This window comes from Dongia sp., from assembly GCF_041918875.1.
Classification (GTDB): Bacteria; Pseudomonadota; Alphaproteobacteria; order Dongiales; family Dongiaceae; genus Dongia.
This window is the reverse complement of the sequence record NZ_JAYRUV010000006.1, coordinates 64925-81012: the sequence shown is the minus strand read 5'-3', so window position 1 is coordinate 81012 and position 16088 is coordinate 64925. Positions and strand designations below refer to the sequence as shown.

Genomic DNA, 16088 nt, shown 5'->3' with positions numbered 1-16088 from the left:
GAATCGTCTTGCCAGGATGAACCGGCGCCCGGAAGATGCGCTTGCCCCGTACCTTAAGGTGCGGCAGAGACAAGAAAAAGGGTGGACAATGCGGCCAAGCCCTGCATTTTCCGCAAGGCGGGCCAGATTGGTTTATGTTGCAGTGCAGCCGGGCGCCGACCCGGGCTTGAGGGGATGATAGGTATGAGCGATTTGCTGTGGCAACCGAGCGAAGCCGTAATCGCCGGCGCCAACATGACCAAGTTCCGCACCCAGGTCGCCCGCGACTGGCAGGTCAATCTCCACGACACGACCGCCCTGTGGCAATGGTCGGTCGACGACATCGAACATTTCTGGCTCTCCCTCTGGCGCTACTGCGATGTCATCGGCGACGGGCCGCACCAGCCGGTGCTGGCCGATGGCGACAAGATGCCCGGCGCGCAATTCTTCCCAAATGCCAGGATCAATATCGCCGAGAACCTGCTGCGCTTCTCGAAGGCCGGCGACAGCAGCGACGCCCTTGTCTTCTGGGGCGAGGACAAGGTAAAGCGCCGCGTCAGCCATGGCGAGTTGCATGACAGCGTAGCCGCCCTGGCGGCCCATTTCCGCGGGATCGGGTTGAAGTCGGGCGACCGGGTGGCTGGTTTCGTCCCCAACATGCCCGAAAGCATCATGGGCGCCTTTGCGGCCGCGTCGTTGGGGTGCGCCTGGTCGTCGTGCTCGCCCGATTTCGGCGTGCAAGGTGTGCTGGACCGCTTCGGGCAGATCGAACCGCGCATCCTCATCACCGCGGACGGCTATTGGTATAACGGCAAGAGCCATGACTGCCTTGAGCGCGTCGCCGAATTCCTGACAAAACTCCCCAGCGTCGAGGAAGTCCTGGTCATTCCCTATATCAGCAGGAATCCGGACCTCTCCAAATTGCCCAATGCACGCCTCATCGGCGACGTGATCGCCGCCAACAAGGGTGCGGAGCTGAGGTTCGAGCGCGTTCCCTTCAACCACCCGCTTTACATCATGTTCTCCAGCGGCACGACCGGCGTGCCGAAATGCATCGTCCACGGCCAGGGCGGCACGCTGCTGCAGCACTTGAAGGAACATCGCCTGCATTCCGACGTGAAGCCGGGTGACCGGGTGTTCTATTTCACGACCTGCGGCTGGATGATGTGGAACTGGCTGATCTCTGGCCTGGGCTCGGGCGCCACCCTGCTGCTCTATGACGGCTCGCCCTTTGCCCCCGACGGCAACATCCTGTGGGACTTCGCCCAGGCCGAGAAATGCACCTTCTTCGGCACCTCGGCCAAATATATCGACGCCTGCGCCAAGGCCGGTGTCGATCCGATCAAGACCCACGACCTTTCCGCCATGCGCACGATCGGTTCGACCGGCTCGCCGCTGGTGCCGGAAGGCTTCGACTACGTTTACGGACATATCAAGAAGGATGTCTGCCTGTCCTCGCTTTCAGGTGGAACCGATATCGTCTCCTGCTTCATGCTGGGCAATCCCGCAGGACCCGTCTGGCGCGGCGAGATCCAGATGCGCGGTCTCGGCATGAAGGTCGAAGTCTGGGACGATGAAGGGAAGCCCGTGCGCGGCGAAAAGGGCGAACTGGTCTGCACCCGCCCCTTCCCCTGCATGCCGGTGGGCTTCTGGAACGATCCCGACGGCAAGCGCTATAAGGCTGCCTATTTCGAGCGCTATCCCAATGTTTGGCATCATGGCGACTATGTCGAACTCACCGAGCATGACGGTATTGTCGTTTATGGCCGGTCGGACGCCGTACTCAATCCGGGAGGCGTGCGCATCGGCACGGCGGAAATCTATCGTCAGGTCGAACAGCTGCCGGAGATTCTGGAAAGCATCGTCATCGGCCAGGATTGGCAGGGCGACGTGCGCGTCATCCTCTTTGTGCGCCTGCGACCCGAACTGAAGCTGGACGAGAAGCTGGAAAAGAAGATCCGCAACCAGATCCGCGCCAATACGACGCCGCGCCATGTGCCGGCCAAGATCGTGGCGGTCAACGACATCCCGCGCACCAAGTCGGGCAAGATCGTGGAACTCGCCGTGCGCGATGTCGTCCACGGCAAGGCGGTCAAGAACAAGGAAGCGCTGGCCAATCCCGAGGCCCTCAACCTCTACGCCAATCTCGCGGAGTTGAAATCGTGAGCCTTGCCGCCAATCCCTCGCTCGCCGCTGTCGCCGCTCCGCCGATCGCCGAGGCACAGGGCTGGATCGAGGGGCGCAGCTTTCCGCCTGAGAAGCCGCTCGTCGACGTCTGCCAGGCGGTGCCGGGCTATGCGCCGCCCGACGCATTGATTGCGCATATGGCGGAAGCACTGAAACAGCCGGCCACACATCGCTATACGGATATCCAAGGCCTGCCCGACCTGCGCGCGGCCTTGGCAGCCGATATCAGCGGGGTCTATGGCCAGGCCGACCGCGCTGTCGTGACGGCCGAAAATGTGATGATCACCGCCGGCTGCAACCAGGCTTATTGCCTGGCCACGGCGGGCCTCGCCAAGGCAGGCGACGAGATCATCCTGCCGCTGCCTTATTATTTTAACTACCAGATGTGGCTGGACATGACCGGCGTCACCGCACGCCATGTCCGCTTCCGCCCCGAAGCCGGCGGCCTGCCCGACCTGGTGGAAATCCGCGATACGGTCAACGCGAAGACGCGGGCACTGGTACTGATTTCGCCCAACAATCCAACCGGATCCGTCTATCCGCCCGAATTCCTTCAGGCGGCACTGGACCTCTGCAAGGAAGCCGGCATCGCGCTCATTCTAGATGAGACTTATCGCGATTTCATGCCGCATGACGAGGCGCCGCACAGCCTCTTTCGTACGCATTTCTGGGAATCGAACCTCATCCATCTCTATAGCTTCTCGAAAGTCTTCTGCCTAACCGGCCACCGTGTCGGCGCCATCGTCGGCGATCCGAAGCTGCTGGAGGAAATCGGCAAATCGATGGACTGCGTCGCCATCTGCGCGCCGCGCATCGGCCAGATCGCGGCAAAACATGGGCTCGAAGCCCTGGGCGACTGGCGCCACGGCAACACCGGTCTGATGCGTGACCGCCTGGCGGCCTTGACCGAGGCCTTCGCCCGCAACGATCTCGGCTATGAAGTCGTCAGTGCCGGCGCCTATTTCGCCTATCTGAAGCATCCGCATCGCGGGCGAAAAGCGACCGATGTCGCGAAGCGGCTCGCCGACAGGCAGAACCTGCTGGCCCTTCCCGGTTCGATGTTCGGTCCGGGCCAGGAGGATTTCCTGCGCGTGGCCTTCGCCAATGTCGAGGCTGCGAAAATGCCGGAAGTCGCCGCACGGCTGGCGGCAGATGCGGCGGATAGAGCCTGGTGACTAAGGCCTGATCTCGATCGGCGTGCCCAGTTCGACGGCCGACCAGATCACATCCATGGCGAGGTTGCTCACTCCGATACAGCCGTTGGTAAGGGCTGAGCGCGAGAACCAGCGCCACCAATTGCGCTGGCCGTGGATCATGATGCCGCCGCCGGCATCCTCGCCCTTGGCGGCGGCGCGCGTTGCCTGCGCCTTGTTCGGATAGGAAACCAGTATCGCCTTGTGATGCGTGGACGCGCTGTTGCCCCAGACCAGTTTGTACTTGCCTTCCGGCGTGCGCTGATCGCCTTCGCGGCGTTTCTGCCCAACCGGGTTCTTGCCGAGCGAAATGCCCGCCGAAAAGACCGCCTTGCCGCCGCGCAGGAGCGAGATCGTGCGCGCGCTCTTGTCGACCAGCACCTCGTCGACCGGTCCGATGAACAACGCCATCACCGGCCCCGGCAGATAGATGAGCATCGCCAGCACGACCGCCAGCGCCGCCAGCATTTGCAGACAGCGCTTCAGCCAACGAGGCGGACTGGACGAGACCCAGCCGATATTGTCGAGGACAAGTCCGCTCATTTGCCGTCGAGCAGCGACTGCAGTTCAGTCCATTCTCGCTTGCCCATGCCACTGGTTTCCTGGGTGACCGTTTCGCCGGCAAGGCGGCGCTTCACCACGGCAAGAGCATTCTTGGAGAGAGTCGCAGCACCGAGCCGATGCTGCACGAAGGCCTCAAAGGTCAGCGGAACCCAGCGCTTCAGCATGTCGAGCATCGCCTCGGCATAGACGCGGATCTCGTATTGCGCATGCGCGTCCGCGCGCAGGGAGAGGAAGTGCATGAAATTGTACAGATCGATCTTCCAATACCATTGGGTATAGAAGTTGAGGCTTAAGTTCATGCGGGCAAGTTCGCGCGCAAGGCCCGAACGGTTCGGATCGAGCGCTTCGCCCGTTTCCGTCTCATTGAGCATCTCGGCATAGTGGTCGTAGGCTTGGGTCGAATCCCGCTTCAGCAGATCGAGCACGCGCTGCGCCTCGGCCCCTTCCAGCACATTGCCGCGCCCCTGGCGGTTGGTGGCCGATTGCGCGGCCAGATGCTCGGGCGCCGGAATATAGAACTCCCGGTCGAGGATCGAATAACGCGCCGAATATTCGTTGACATTGGCCGTGCGGTGGCGGATCCATTGCCGCGCCACGAAGATCGGCATCTTCACATGGAATTTGATCTCGCACATTTCGAACGGGGTCGAATGGCGATGGCGCATCAGATAATGGATGAGACCCTGGTCCTCGCTCACCTTCTTGGTGCCGCGGCCATAGGAAACGCGGGCGGCCTGCACGACCGCGTTGTCGTCACCCATATAGTCAATCACCCGGACGATGCCGTGGTCGAGCACGGGCACGGCGCGATAGAGGATTTCCTCCAGGGCCGGCGCCACCGCGCGCCGCGTCGCGAAGGATTGCGCCCGCTGTTCCTCGATCGCCGCCAATTGTTCGGGTGATAGGGGCATGCCTGGTCCCGCCTGCAAGAGATCAACAAAGCCAGGGGAACCGACTCGCTGCCCCCGCCGGCGCTTGGCCGGTCGCGCGTTTTACCGGGAACAGCCTCCCGCAACAAGGTGGCGAAAGTCGGGCTTTGAAATGATTAACGGAACCTCGCCGGCGGGACTTTCGCAAGCCAGGCCGGGCGCCTATATTAGGGATGTCGGGAAACCGACTATGGCGATAAACGTCTTGTGAAATAAGCGTTGCGGACCCGGGGGCGGTACCCGGCGCCTCCACCATAAATCCTTGTCCATCAATCCCTTAAAGATTGACGGCAAGTTCATGGGGGCGAAACAGGATCGACGTGCGCGGTAAAGACATGGCTTTTGCTCGGTATGGTACCCGCCGTTATCGGGCCAAACCTAGAGATGCCAACGACAACGTTGCATCCGATCTTCGTATGGCTGCCTAAGATCCCTAACGGGCTCTAAGTAGCTTACAAGAACGCGGTACCCGGGGGGCGCCGGGCAACAGAAAGCCCCCCACCTGATTTCCAGGGGCAGCACGGGCTTGGAGCCGGCAGCACGGAATCGGGGCATCGAGGGGAGATGGGACGGCGTTATGGCGAAGGATTGGTTGCGCTACGATCAGATGGTGGAGGATGCCCTGCGCGGCGTCGTGCGGCGGGCGCTGACCGAAGCGGCTGTGAGCGGCCTGCCGGGCGATCACCATTTCTACATCACCTTTCGCACCGATCATCCACTGGTCCGCATCCCGCAGCACCTCAAATCGCAATATCCGCGTGAGATGACCATCGTCCTTCAGCACCAATTCTGGGGGCTTGAGGTTACCGACGACAGCTTTACCGTGACGCTGTCCTTCGGTGGCAAGCATGAGGCCCTGTTCATTCCTTACGAAACCATCGTCAGCTTCGCCGATCCGTCGGTGAAGTTCGCCCTGCAATTCGATTCGGGCGATGTCGAGGGCGACGATGATGGCGATATGGACGATGGCGATTTGGCCGAACCGATCCTTGCTCTCGAAAAGCCCGAAGCCAAGCCAGCCCTTCCTGGCGTTGCCAAGGCGGAGAGCGAAAGCGCTGCCGCCAGCGGCACGGTCGTGGCGCTCGACGCCTTCCGCAAGAAGCACTAACCTGCGCTTCTTCCAGTTCGTATTGCCGTTGCGCCACAGGCTCACGGAAAATTTGCATCGATACACTTTCGCGGCTTGACGCTGGCCAAGCGTCTGCGTATTTTCGCCGCACCTCTCGGACAAGGAGGAGGACCGTCGAATGAACCATGTCACCCGAATGAGCTGCCTCGCAGCCTGAGATTCGATGTCGGCCGACGCGCCGATGGCGTGTCACCGTTGCCCTTGTTCTCCGGAAATCCCGTTCAACTCTAACCGCGTAACGTCGGATCAACTCCGCCGCTGATCGATTCCCGCACCGAAAGGGATCGCACTGCGTCAGGGCCTCCGTCACTTTCCGGTCGATCCAAGGCTAATCCACGTCACCGCCGTTCACGTTGAACGACGTCGTTTCCGCATCGGATCTCATCCACAAACCCTGGCCTTTGATGCCGCTCGTTTCGCCCTTCGGGTGCGTTCGACGGAACGGTGAAGCCTTGCCGGCATCCGGGGCCTCCTCAACCAAAAGGAAACAACCCATGCCGATCAATCTCAATCTCTGGACCATCATGCTGGCACGCTGGATGGATCGTTCGCGTCAAAGCAATGTTTTGACCACCATCGGCTTAAGCCGCGCATCCCAGGACCATGCCGAGCGCGACAGGCCCAGGCGCGGCCAGGCGCCGCCACCGCTCGACCTCGAGCGGCTGTCGGTTCACCTGCGCCGTGATATCGGCCTCGAACTCGACCGTGTCTGATGGAAGGTGCCGGGGACGGGATCCGCCCCCTCCCCGGTGCTTTCCGGTCGGGCTTTTCCTTACCGGACTTCAGTTCGACATATCGCTGACGCGCGCTAGTCTCTGGCTTGCCGTCAGCGCGATCTGCAGTATCTGCGCCCGCCGCCGGTTTCCGTTGAGCGGTGTCGCCGCGGGCTCGCGCAGAACGGCGCCGCCATGGCGGTCGGCAACGATCAGGCCGCATGCACCGGGCAGAATCTCGCTGGGAAAGTCCGGCGCCACGGCAAAATAGAAGCGGTCGCAGAAATCCAGATAGTCCGGCCATTTCCGGTCGGCGCGAAAATCGGCGCGGCAGGATTTGATTTCGACGATGACGATCTCACCGGCGTCGTTGAGCCCTACGATGTCGGCACGCCGCTTCACGCGTAAGGGGAATTCCTGAAGCGCCGCATAGCCGAGATCGGCAAAGAGGCGCATGACGCCGCGGGCGATTCCTGCAGCGATCAGCGGATTGGCGACAGCTTCGTCTACGGCTTCATCTGGGGCGGAAATCCGGGGATCTGACATGGTGAAACTCCTTGGTGCGCCTAGCTTGCCTATTCGTTCCCCTTTTGTCCATATGCTCGCCCGCTTGCTAGGATGACCTCAGCCGGATATCCAGAGCGGCTGGAAATCCGAGGGGCGGGATGATCGAGGCGGTAACGACAAAGCGGCAAAGTTGGTTGCGCCGTGCCTGGCGCTTCCTTATGCGCGCAATCGCCCTCTTCCTGCTGATTTCGGTGCTGAGCACGGCCGTCTATGCATGGATCCCGCCACCATTGACGCCTCTGATGCTGCAGCGTGTCTTCGAAGGCCATTGGATTCATAAGAGCTGGCGCTCCTACGACAACATCTCGCCCAATCTCGTGCGCGCCGTCATCGCCGCCGAGGATGCGAAATTCTGCGAACATCGCGGCTTCGACTGGGAAGCCATCGAAAAGGCGTGGAAGCGGAACCAGAAGGCCAAGCGTATCCGCGGTGGATCGACCATCAGCAACCAGACCGCCAAGAACGTCTTCCTCTGGCCGGACCGTTCCTACATGCGCAAAGGGCTCGAATTCTATTTCACCAGCCTCATCGAACTGACCTGGACGAAGAAGCGGATTATCGAGGTCTATCTCAACGTGGTCGAGTTCGGTCCCGGGATCTATGGTGCCGAAGCGGCGGCCGAGGCGCATTTCGGCAAATCGGCCAAGGATCTGACACGACGCGAAGCAGCCTTGCTGGCGGCCGTGCTGCCCAATCCGATCCGCTGGTCGGCCTCGAAGCCCACCGGCTATATCCGCAGCCGCGCCGGCACCATCCAGGCCCGGATGAACGACGTCCCCGATCCCAAGGGCGACCCCTGCCAGCGCGTCCGCGATTGACCAAGACAGGTGACGGCGTCGGCGGCAAACTCGGGCCATGCCGACGGTCGGTAGCCTCATCGACAATGGCCAGGGCCAGGTAATCGCCAGATTGCCGGGCGGCCAGCCGGGCACCGAAACCCTGCTCGTGCGAAAGACCGCGCGGAGTGGCGCAGCGGCCGATCAACAGATCTAAACTGCTATCCAACTTCGTCATGGCCCGCACGGGCGGAGGATGACGATACATGAAGCGCAATCATTCTTAGGCCTAAGCCGCGCATCAGCTCAGCCGATGGCCGGCTGATCAGGCGGCGTCACCGGTGACGTCGTATCCCGCATCCTCGATCGCTGCCACGACCTTGGCGCGGTCGGCATTGCCGGTGACCTTCACCTTGCCGCCAGGGATATCGACATCGACTTGCGTGCCCGGCGCTGCAACCGCCAGCGCCTTTTTGATCGACGATACGCAGCCGCCGCAGTTGATGCCTTCGACTTTCAAATTCAGCACGAGGTCGCACTCCTCTCGTTTCACCTGGGAAAGATATGGGCCCTCCCATGATGGGAAGGTCAAGCGTCCCCGCATTATTTTCCTGGCTGCTCCTTGAAATAGACCGAGTTTAGATATATCTAAATACCAGATATATCGAAATAGAAAGGACAGATATATGTTTTTCAAACACTTACGTGAATGTCGCGATAAGCGCTTTGCCCGCGACGAGTTTGGTGGGGGCCGGTTTTTCGGTCACCGCCATGGGTTTGGCGGACGCCATGGCCGCCGCTTCGGCCGCATCTTCGATCATGGCGACCTGCGCTATGTGGTGTTGCAGATGATCGCGGAGAAGCCGCGCCATGGCTATGAAGTGATCAAGGCGATCGAGGAAAAGCTTGGCGGTGCCTACAGTCCCAGCCCCGGTGTCATTTATCCCACCCTGACACTACTCGAAGAGACCGGCTATGCGACGGTGAGCGAGGCCGAGGGCAACAAGAAGCTTTATGCCATCACCGATGCCGGCAAGGCCTTCCTCGCGGAGAACAGCTCCATCGTCGCGGCGATCCTCGACCGGATCAGCCAGACTCATGCCGCCCATGGCGGCGGTCCCGCCCCGCAGATTCTGCGCGCGATGGAGAATCTGAAAGTCGCCTTGCGGCTGCGTACATCGCAAGGTGCCCTGAGCGAGGAACAGATCCGCGCCCTCGCCGCCGCCCTCGACGAGGCGGTACACAAGATCGAGAATGTAAAATGATGGTGATGATGATGGCCCAAGCTGCCTCTTCCCGTTTCACATCGATGGCGCGTGTCGCCACCTCCTCCCCATCCCGCTATCTGGGACAATTGTGCAAACACTTCGCCCACAAGGTTCCGGTATCCCACGATACCGAGACGGGCCGCATCGAATTTCCTTTCGGCCTGTGCGAGTTGGCGGCAGGCAAGGACATGCTGGCCCTGTGCGTTTCCGCGGTTGACGCTGAAGCGTTGAGCCGCATGGAAGACGTCATAGCCAGCCACCTCACCCGCTTCGCCTTCCGCGAACCGCTCGAGGTGGTCTGGTCGCGCAACGCCGAGTGAGGCTTCTTGCCGCCGGTTCTGCCCGGTATCGGTTTTGAATTGTCCCCGCGCGGGACCGCCCTTAACGTCGGATCGCCCGCATTTTCGGAGTGGGGGACCATGCTGGACTTCTCGAAACTGACCGAGCGCGAACTCCTGGCCTTGGCGATCTCGCTGGAGGAAGAGGATTCGCGCATCTATGACGAATTCGCACAGGGCCTCCGGGAGAGCTACCCCGATACAGCCAAGATGTTCGACGCCATGTCGGAAGAGGAGACGGGCCATCGCCACCGGCTGCTGAGCCTCTACCGTGAAAAGTTCGGCGAGCGCATTCCGCTCATCCGCCGCCAGGACGTGCGCGGTTTCGTGACGCGGAAGCCAGTATGGCTATCGCGCCCGCTGGGGCTGGAAACGGTCCGGGCACAGGCCGAACTGATGGAAGCCGAAACCAAGCGCTTTTACACCCGCGCCGCCGGCCGCTCGACCGATGCCGCGATCCGGCAATTGCTGGGCGATCTTGCCGCCGAAGAACGGCGTCACGAAGCAAAGGCGGAGCAGCTCGAGGAAAAATACCTGCCACCCGAAGCGCGCAGGAATGAGCATGAGGCGGAACGGCGCCTTTTCCTGCTCCAGGTCGTGCAGCCGGGCCTAGCCGGACTGATGGACGGTTCGGTCTCCACCCTGGCACCCTTGTTTGCGGCAGCCTTCGCCACGCACGACACCTGGGAAACGTTCCTGGTCGGCGTCGCCGCCTCGGTCGGCGCCGGCATCAGCATGGGTTTTGCCGAAGCGCTCTCTGATGACGGTTCCCTGACTGGCCGCGGCTCGCCTTGGCTGCGCGGATCGGTCAGCGGATTGATGACGGCACTGGGTGGCCTCGGCCACGCCCTGCCCTATCTCATCCCGGACTTCGCCACGGCAACGACCGTGGCGACCATGGTCGTCCTGCTGGAACTCGCCGCCATCTCCTTGATCCGCAAGCGCTATATGGACACACCCTTGCTGAAGGCCGCGTTCCAGGTCGTGATCGGCGGCCTGCTGGTCTTCGCCGCCGGCATCTTCATCGGCAGTGCGTGAGGGAGGGGCGCAAGCGTCAGTGTGGCTGCTCCTTGACCTTCAGGAACCTGATCTTCGGGTGGTCCTTTTCGGCACGATCGAGATGCCAGGCGTTTCGTGCCAGAAAGACCGGATCGCCATTGTGATCCTTGGCTAGGCTCGCCCGCGTTTCGTCGATGAAGGCCTTCAAGGCAGTCGGGTCGTCGCTTTCGATCCAGCGCGCGGTATGTAGGCTGCTCGGCTCGAACCGGACTGGCAGGCCGTACTCTGTGCGGATGCGGTCGGCGAGGATTTCGAACTGGAGAGCGCCCACGACGCCCACGATGTAGTCGGTGCCGATCTCGGGGCGGAAGACGCGGGCCGCCCCTTCTTCCGCCAGCTGTTCCAGGGCCTTGCCCAGATGCTTGGCCCGCAAGGGGTCGTCGGCACGGACCGATTGCAGATATTCCGGCGCGAAGCTGGGAATACCCACGAATTGCAGCTGCTCGCCCTCGGTCAACGTATCGCCGATCCGCAGATTGCCGTGATTGGGAATTCCCAGGATGTCGCCGGCAAAAGCTTCTTCCGCGATCTCGCGGTCCTGCGCCAGGAAGACGACCGGGTTGTGGAGCGTCAGCTGCTTTCCGGACCGGACATGCAGCATCTTCATGCCGCGCTGAAAGCGGCCCGACACCAGCCGCGTGAAGGCGATGCGGTCGCGGTGCTTGGGATCCATGTTCGCCTGGATCTTGAACACGAAGGCCGTCGTCTTTTCCTCGGTCGGCTCCACGAGACGGGTCGAACTCTTCTGCGGGCGCGGCGGCGGCGCCATTTCAGCAAGGCCGGAAAGCAGCTCGCCGACGCCGAAATTGTTGACGGCCGAGCCGAAATAGACCGGCGACAAATGCCCCTCGCGATAGGCGCCGAGGTCGAATGGCTTCATCAGCCCACGCGCCATCTCGATATCCTCGCGCAGGCGCGCCGCTTCGTCCTCCTTCAGGTTCCGGTCGAGAGCTGGATCGTCAATTCCTTTAATTTCAACGACATCTTCATCCTGCTTGCCGCCGCGCGCGAAGAGAATGAGCTGATCTTTCAACAAATCGTAGCAACCCTTGAAGCTCTTCCCCATGCCGATCGGCCACGAAGCCGGCGTCACATCGAGCGCCAGGCGCTCCTCGATCTCACTCAACAGATCAATCGGCTCGCGGCCCTCGCGGTCCATCTTGTTGATGAAGGTGACGATGGGTACATCGCGCAGGCGGCAGGCCTCGAACAGCTTCAATGTCTGAGCTTCGATGCCCTTGGCGGCATCGATCACCATCACCGCGCTATCGACGGCGGTCAGCGTCCGGTAGGTGTCTTCCGAAAAATCCTCGTGGCCCGGCGTGTCCAACAGGTTGAACGCACAGCCTCTATACTCGAAGCTCATGACCGAGGCGGTGACCGAGATGCCGCGTTCGCGCTCGACCTTCATCCAGTCCGAACGCGCACGCCGCTGCTCGCCGCGTGCCTTGACAGCGCCGGCCAGCTGGATGGCGCCGCCGAACAGCAGGAGCTTTTCCGTGAGCGTGGTCTTGCCGGCATCTGGGTGCGCGATGATCGCGAACGTGCGGCGCCGGGATACTTCGTTCGGCAGATTGGCCATGTCTCTCTCGAATGCGGGATTCAGGGGCGCAATCTAAGCAATTCCGGCTGATTTTCCAGCCAAATCATCCAGCCACAACAGATTGATCTTCAAGCTTTTTTCGAGCTGACCAGCATCACGCCGCCAAGCACGAAGGCGGCCCCCGCCATCTGTTCGAGCGAGACCGCCTCCCCAAGGAACAGCCAGCCGAAGAAGATGGTGGCGACCGGGCCGACCGAGCCCACAATCGAGACCTTGGCTGCGCCGACCAACTGGATCGCCTTGGCGGTGAGGAAGATGGGCAGGATGGTTGAAAGCCCTGCCATGGCGGCGGCATAGGCATAGACCTGCCAGGGCTGCCGGATTGCTTCGACCAGTGGATTGGCGATCGCGAAATGAATAAGGCAGGCGATGGCGGCGACACTGGTAGCAAGACCGGCGAACCGGGTCGAACCCATGCGGCTCATCATCTGCCCTGAACCCACCAGATAGATTGCGTAGGTGATCATGCACAGGAAGACCAGCCCACCGCCGATCGCGGTCGCCTGCTGGTCGCCGGTGATTTCGATATCGTGCAGGAAGGCAATACCGATGCCGGCATAGGACAGAATCATCGCAAAGATGGCGCGCCTGGTAATGCTCTTCCCGAACATGTAGACCGATATCAGCACGACCACGGTCGGATAGAGGAAGAGGATCAGCCGCTCCAGCCCGGCAGAGATATAGGCAAGCCCCATGAAGTCGAGCAGGCTGGAGAGGTAATAGCCGACGAAGCCAAGGAAGACGATATTCCCCCAGTCCCGCGGGCTGAGGCGCATTTCGGAATTGCGCCCGGACCACCAGGCGGCGGCAAGCAGCGCCGGCAGGGAAAAGGCCATGCGCAGGGCCAGCAGCAGGACCGCGTCGACGCCATGGAGATAGGCGAGCTTGACGAAGATGGCTTTCATCGAAAAGGCGGCGGAGGCAAGGAACGCCAGCAGGACGCCGCGATTGGCAGGCATGATTTAGTCCCGGCAGGATTGGTCGGCCGAGCCTAGAGAGCAGCACTCGGGCTGACTAGCGCGAAACCGTCATGGCTCCACGCCGGATTCTGCTACATCCGCACGCCGAACGGCCCCGCGACGGTCGATTTGGGAAGCTTGAACGACCGGTCCGGTCCGGCCCCGGCCTCAGCCGACCGCGTGCAGCTTTTCCGGCGCCGGCTGGTCGAGCCCCCACATCTTTTCCAGGCTGTAGAGCTTGCGCACTTCCGGCCTGAAGAGATGGATGATGATATCGTTCCCGTCGACAAGCACCCAATCGCCTTGGCTTATGCCCTCAATGCCGATCGGCTTGGCACCCGCCTTGGTGAGTTTTTCGGCCAGGTGATGCGCCATGGCCGCCAACTGTCGAGTGTTGCGCCCGGTCGCGATCACCATGAAGTCGGCGATGGCCGATTTGCCGGCCAGATCGACCGAGACGATATCCTCGGCCTTGTCATCGTCGAGCGATCTCTCCACCAGTTTCAACAGCGCGCGCGCCCGAACCTCGGCCGCATTGCTGGCCTGAACGGTCCTGGAGGTAGATTTCTTGGCGGAAGATTTCGGCTTCGCGGCGGCCTTGGGCTTCGTTGCCGATTTGGTTTTCGCCGCGCTCTTCTTCATCGCAGGCTTTGCTGCTTTGGGTGCCGCTGCCTTCTTCGGGGCGGCTTTCTTGGCGACGGATTTGTCTTTGCCGGCTGATTTGAGAGCAGTCTTCCGGCGAACCGCGGTGTTCTTTTCGGAAATGGCCTTCATCCTCCTCAAGCCGGCGTCAGCGGAAAGAAATCATCGGGGTGTCGCCGGTTTTGCCACCCGCAGGCCGCTCTCGCCCCAAATCCGCTTGCTGCGAATCTCCGTGGCCGAGATCGGATTCAGTCGATGATGCACGAACGTCCACGCCGGCGGTGGCGATGTGACCAGCGTTCGGGCTGCTTGTTCCCGCGCCCGAAAACAGGCGAATCGCCGTGCCGCCAGAGCGGCCAGTGCCCGGTAAGTATATGTCGGACGGTCAAAAACCGCAATTGGCACCAGATGAAAGATCTGTTGCCAATCCTTCCAGCGCGCCATGCTGGCCAGATTGTCCGCTCCCATCAGCCAGACGAAGCGGAAATGCGGATATTTGCGGACAACCTTCTTCAGCGTATCGGCGGTATAAGTCGTCCCGAGGCGCAATTCGAGATCGCTGACCCGGATGCGCGGATGGCCGGCTACGCGCTGCGCCTCAGCGAGGCGCGCATCGAGTGGCGCCATGCCAACCGGGCTTTTCAGAGGATTCTGCGGGGCCACCAGCCACCAGATCTCGTCGAGGCCCAGATATGAGAGAGCCGCCAGGCTGATATCCCGGTGCCCGCCATGGGCCGGATTGAAGGAACCGCCCAGGATCCCGATCTTGCGCGCGATCGTGCCCACGCGCTAAGGCCGCACCTGGCCGTCGCCGCGCACGATGTATTTGTAGGAGGTGAGCTGTTCGGCTCCCACAGGCCCCCGCGCATGCAGTTTGCCGGTCGAGATGCCGATCTCGGCACCCATGCCGAATTCGCCGCCATCGGCGAACTGGGTCGAACTGTTCCAGATGACGATGCCGGAATCGATCTCGTTCAGGAAACGCGCCGCCGTGGCCGCGTTGCGCGTGACGATGGCCTCGGTATGGTGCGAGGAATGGCGTTCGATATGTTCGATGGCGCCGGCAACGCCGTCCACCACTTTGATGGAGAGAATGGCATCGAGATATTCGGTGCCCCAATCCTGCGGCGTTGCCGCGCCGACACGCTTGTCGAGCGCCTGGATATCGGCATCGCCGCGCAGCTCGCAGCCGGCCTTGATGAGATCGTCGACGATCGGCTTGGCAAAAGCCAGTGCCGGGCGGTCGATCAGCAAGGTTTCGGTCGCACCGCAGATACCGGTGCGGCGCATCTTGGCGTTAAGGACGATCTGCCTTGCCATTTCAGGATCGGCCTCGGCATCGACATAGGTGTGGCAGATGCCGTCGAGATGCTTCAGCACCGGAATGCGGCTTTCGTTGGCGATACGCTCGATGAGGCTCTTGCCACCGCGCGGAATGATGACGTCGATGCTCTCGGTCATGCCGAGCATGATCCCGACGGCGGCACGGTCGGTGGTCGGCAGGCGCTGCACGGCGGCCTTGGGCAGGCCGGCGGCGCACAACCCTTCCTGAAGGCAATCGAGAATGGCAGCGGCGCTGTGCGCGCTTTCGGAGCCGCCGCGCAGGATGGCGGCATTCCCCGATTTGAGGCAAAGCCCGGCGGCATCAGCCGTGACATTGGGGCGGCTTTCATAGATGATACCGATGACTCCGAGCGGAACCGAGACACGCTCGATCTTCAGGCCATTGGGCCGTTCCCAGCTCGCCAAGAGGCGGCCTATGGGATCCGGCAGTTCCGCGATTTCTTCCAAGCCTTTGGCCATCGCCTCGACACGCGCGCCGTCCAGGGCCAACCGGTCGAGCAGCGCGCCGGAAAGTCCCTTCTCTCGCGCCCCCGACATGTCGCGCTCGTTGGCGGCCAGAATCTTCGGCGACCGGGCCCGGATCTCGGCCGCCATGGCGCGAAGTGCCAGATCCTTCTTCTCGCGTGGCGCCTGGGCGAGCTTCGCGGCAGCGGCCTTGGCGGCACGGCCAAGCGCCAGCATCTCGTTCAACAGTGCGTCACCGGTTTCTTTCTTCAGCGCGGTCATGCTTTCAATCCCTGCCGATCAACATTAGCCTTATCGACCCCTCACCCCAACCGCTCTCCCCGCAGGCGGGGCGAGGGGCTTAAGGCAAAGCTCGGTGGAAACTCCCTCGCCC

Annotated in this window: 18 protein-coding genes and 1 other RNA gene; 10 read left to right on the top strand and 9 right to left on the bottom strand. The window is 61.9% G+C overall.

Annotated features, from left to right (window positions below):
- The first annotated feature begins 183 nt into the window (after nt 1-183).
- Both ACE3TY_RS08190 and ACE3TY_RS08185 read left to right on the top strand, forming a co-directional pair.
- Entirely contained in the window at nt 184-2145 is a 1962-nt protein-coding gene (locus ACE3TY_RS08190) for an acetoacetate--CoA ligase (protein WP_374652536.1), read from the top strand.
- A complete protein-coding gene (locus ACE3TY_RS08185) occupies nt 2142-3341 on the top strand; it encodes an aminotransferase (RefSeq protein ID WP_374652535.1) in 1200 nt (399 codons plus the stop codon). The genes ACE3TY_RS08190 and ACE3TY_RS08185 overlap by 4 nt, the downstream gene beginning before the upstream one ends.
- Here the strand turns inward: ACE3TY_RS08185 and ACE3TY_RS08180 are convergent, their stop codons facing one another.
- Both ACE3TY_RS08180 and thyX read right to left on the bottom strand, forming a co-directional pair.
- Nucleotides 3342-3902 carry a murein L,D-transpeptidase family protein gene (locus ACE3TY_RS08180; protein WP_374652534.1) on the bottom strand — a complete coding sequence of 187 codons (561 nt, stop codon included), beginning with the start codon at nt 3900-3902 and terminating at the stop codon, nt 3342-3344.
- Nucleotides 3899-4834: an FAD-dependent thymidylate synthase gene (gene thyX / locus ACE3TY_RS08175; protein ID WP_374652533.1), complete on the bottom strand. Its 936-nt coding sequence runs from the start codon at nt 4832-4834 to the stop codon at nt 3899-3901. The genes ACE3TY_RS08180 and thyX overlap by 4 nt, the downstream gene beginning before the upstream one ends.
- 154 nt (nt 4835-4988) lie before the next feature.
- Here thyX and ssrA point away from each other — a divergent pair.
- The 3 genes from ssrA (at nt 4989) to ACE3TY_RS08160 (ending at nt 6694) form a co-directional block, all read left to right on the top strand.
- Nucleotides 4989-5355, top strand: a transfer-messenger RNA (tmRNA) gene (gene ssrA / locus ACE3TY_RS08170).
- Nucleotides 5356-5429: 74 nt separating this feature from the next.
- Nucleotides 5430-5960: an SspB family protein gene (locus tag ACE3TY_RS08165; RefSeq protein ID WP_374652532.1), complete on the top strand. Its 531-nt coding sequence runs from the start codon at nt 5430-5432 to the stop codon at nt 5958-5960.
- A gap of 515 nt (nt 5961-6475) precedes the next feature.
- Nucleotides 6476-6694 carry a hypothetical protein gene (locus tag ACE3TY_RS08160; protein WP_374652531.1) on the top strand — a complete coding sequence of 73 codons (219 nt, stop codon included), beginning with the start codon at nt 6476-6478 and terminating at the stop codon, nt 6692-6694.
- Nucleotides 6695-6763: 69 nt separating this feature from the next.
- Here the strand turns inward: ACE3TY_RS08160 and ACE3TY_RS08155 are convergent, their stop codons facing one another.
- The gene (locus ACE3TY_RS08155) at nt 6764-7240 is read right to left on the bottom strand and encodes an MmcB family DNA repair protein (RefSeq protein WP_374652530.1); all 477 of its coding nucleotides are present in this window, start codon (nt 7238-7240) and stop codon (nt 6764-6766) included.
- Nucleotides 7241-7419: 179 nt separating this feature from the next.
- Here ACE3TY_RS08155 and mtgA point away from each other — a divergent pair, with 179 nt between their 5' ends.
- Both mtgA and ACE3TY_RS08145 read left to right on the top strand, forming a co-directional pair.
- Nucleotides 7420-8079, top strand: coding sequence for a monofunctional biosynthetic peptidoglycan transglycosylase (gene mtgA, locus ACE3TY_RS08150; protein ID WP_374652529.1), 660 nt, complete (start codon nt 7420-7422; stop codon nt 8077-8079).
- Nucleotides 8080-8116: 37 nt separating this feature from the next.
- On the top strand, nt 8117-8254 hold the full coding sequence (locus ACE3TY_RS08145; RefSeq protein WP_374652528.1) for a hypothetical protein: 138 nt from the start codon (nt 8117-8119) through the stop codon (nt 8252-8254).
- A gap of 108 nt (nt 8255-8362) precedes the next feature.
- Here ACE3TY_RS08145 and ACE3TY_RS08140 read toward each other — a convergent pair whose 3' ends face one another.
- A complete protein-coding gene (locus ACE3TY_RS08140) occupies nt 8363-8566 on the bottom strand; it encodes a heavy-metal-associated domain-containing protein (RefSeq protein ID WP_374652527.1) in 204 nt (67 codons plus the stop codon).
- A 157-nt stretch (nt 8567-8723) separates the two neighbouring features.
- On the opposite strand from ACE3TY_RS08140, the gene ACE3TY_RS08135 reads away from it, so the two are divergent.
- The 3 genes from ACE3TY_RS08135 (at nt 8724) to mbfA (ending at nt 10681) form a co-directional block, all read left to right on the top strand.
- Nucleotides 8724-9302, top strand: a complete 579-nt coding sequence (locus ACE3TY_RS08135; RefSeq protein ID WP_374652526.1) for a PadR family transcriptional regulator — start codon at nt 8724-8726, stop codon at nt 9300-9302.
- Nucleotides 9299-9625, top strand: a complete 327-nt coding sequence (locus ACE3TY_RS08130) for a DUF2218 domain-containing protein (RefSeq protein WP_374652525.1) — start codon at nt 9299-9301, stop codon at nt 9623-9625. The genes ACE3TY_RS08135 and ACE3TY_RS08130 overlap by 4 nt, the downstream gene beginning before the upstream one ends.
- A gap of 99 nt (nt 9626-9724) precedes the next feature.
- Nucleotides 9725-10681, top strand: coding sequence for an iron exporter MbfA (gene mbfA / locus ACE3TY_RS08125; protein ID WP_374652524.1), 957 nt, complete (start codon nt 9725-9727; stop codon nt 10679-10681).
- A gap of 16 nt (nt 10682-10697) precedes the next feature.
- On the opposite strand, the gene ACE3TY_RS08120 is transcribed toward mbfA, so the two are convergent.
- The 5 genes from ACE3TY_RS08120 to ACE3TY_RS08100 form a co-directional block, all read right to left on the bottom strand.
- Nucleotides 10698-12284: a peptide chain release factor 3 gene (locus ACE3TY_RS08120; RefSeq protein WP_374652523.1), complete on the bottom strand. Its 1587-nt coding sequence runs from the start codon at nt 12282-12284 to the stop codon at nt 10698-10700.
- 89 nt (nt 12285-12373) lie between these two features.
- Nucleotides 12374-13264 (bottom strand): DMT family transporter, encoded by an 891-nt coding sequence (locus tag ACE3TY_RS08115; RefSeq protein WP_374652522.1) that lies wholly within the window; start codon nt 13262-13264, stop codon nt 12374-12376.
- 168 nt (nt 13265-13432) lie between these two features.
- Nucleotides 13433-14038: a ribosome silencing factor gene (gene rsfS / locus ACE3TY_RS08110; protein ID WP_374652521.1), complete on the bottom strand. Its 606-nt coding sequence runs from the start codon at nt 14036-14038 to the stop codon at nt 13433-13435.
- 30 nt (nt 14039-14068) lie between these two features.
- Nucleotides 14069-14692: a nicotinate-nucleotide adenylyltransferase gene (locus ACE3TY_RS08105; RefSeq protein ID WP_374652520.1), complete on the bottom strand. Its 624-nt coding sequence runs from the start codon at nt 14690-14692 to the stop codon at nt 14069-14071.
- A 3-nt stretch (nt 14693-14695) separates the two neighbouring features.
- Nucleotides 14696-15976, bottom strand: a complete 1281-nt coding sequence (locus ACE3TY_RS08100) for a glutamate-5-semialdehyde dehydrogenase (RefSeq protein ID WP_374652519.1) — start codon at nt 15974-15976, stop codon at nt 14696-14698.
- Nucleotides 15977-16088 lie beyond the last annotated feature (112 nt).

Excerpts from the sequence above, each read along its gene's own strand:
- ACE3TY_RS08190 (WP_374652536.1), top strand. The coding sequence starts at position 184 with ATGAGCGATTTGCTGTGGCAACCGAGCGAAGCCGTAATCGCCGGCGCC.
- ACE3TY_RS08180 (WP_374652534.1), bottom strand. The coding sequence starts at position 3,902 with ATGAGCGGACTTGTCCTCGACAATATCGGCTGGGTCTCGTCCAGTCCG.
- thyX (WP_374652533.1), bottom strand. The coding sequence starts at position 4,834 with ATGCCCCTATCACCCGAACAATTGGCGGCGATCGAGGAACAGCGGGCG.
- ACE3TY_RS08165 (WP_374652532.1), top strand. The coding sequence starts at position 5,430 with ATGGCGAAGGATTGGTTGCGCTACGATCAGATGGTGGAGGATGCCCTG.
- ACE3TY_RS08160 (WP_374652531.1), top strand. The coding sequence starts at position 6,476 with ATGCCGATCAATCTCAATCTCTGGACCATCATGCTGGCACGCTGGATG.
- ACE3TY_RS08155 (WP_374652530.1), bottom strand. The coding sequence starts at position 7,240 with ATGTCAGATCCCCGGATTTCCGCCCCAGATGAAGCCGTAGACGAAGCT.
- mtgA (WP_374652529.1), top strand. The coding sequence starts at position 7,420 with ATGCGCGCAATCGCCCTCTTCCTGCTGATTTCGGTGCTGAGCACGGCC.
- ACE3TY_RS08145 (WP_374652528.1), top strand. The coding sequence starts at position 8,117 with ATGCCGACGGTCGGTAGCCTCATCGACAATGGCCAGGGCCAGGTAATC.
- ACE3TY_RS08135 (WP_374652526.1), top strand. The coding sequence starts at position 8,724 with ATGTTTTTCAAACACTTACGTGAATGTCGCGATAAGCGCTTTGCCCGC.
- ACE3TY_RS08130 (WP_374652525.1), top strand. The coding sequence starts at position 9,299 with ATGATGGTGATGATGATGGCCCAAGCTGCCTCTTCCCGTTTCACATCG.
- mbfA (WP_374652524.1), top strand. The coding sequence starts at position 9,725 with ATGCTGGACTTCTCGAAACTGACCGAGCGCGAACTCCTGGCCTTGGCG.
- ACE3TY_RS08120 (WP_374652523.1), bottom strand. The coding sequence starts at position 12,284 with ATGGCCAATCTGCCGAACGAAGTATCCCGGCGCCGCACGTTCGCGATC.
- ACE3TY_RS08115 (WP_374652522.1), bottom strand. The coding sequence starts at position 13,264 with ATGCCTGCCAATCGCGGCGTCCTGCTGGCGTTCCTTGCCTCCGCCGCC.
- rsfS (WP_374652521.1), bottom strand. The coding sequence starts at position 14,038 with ATGAAGGCCATTTCCGAAAAGAACACCGCGGTTCGCCGGAAGACTGCT.
- ACE3TY_RS08100 (WP_374652519.1), bottom strand. The coding sequence starts at position 15,976 with ATGACCGCGCTGAAGAAAGAAACCGGTGACGCACTGTTGAACGAGATG.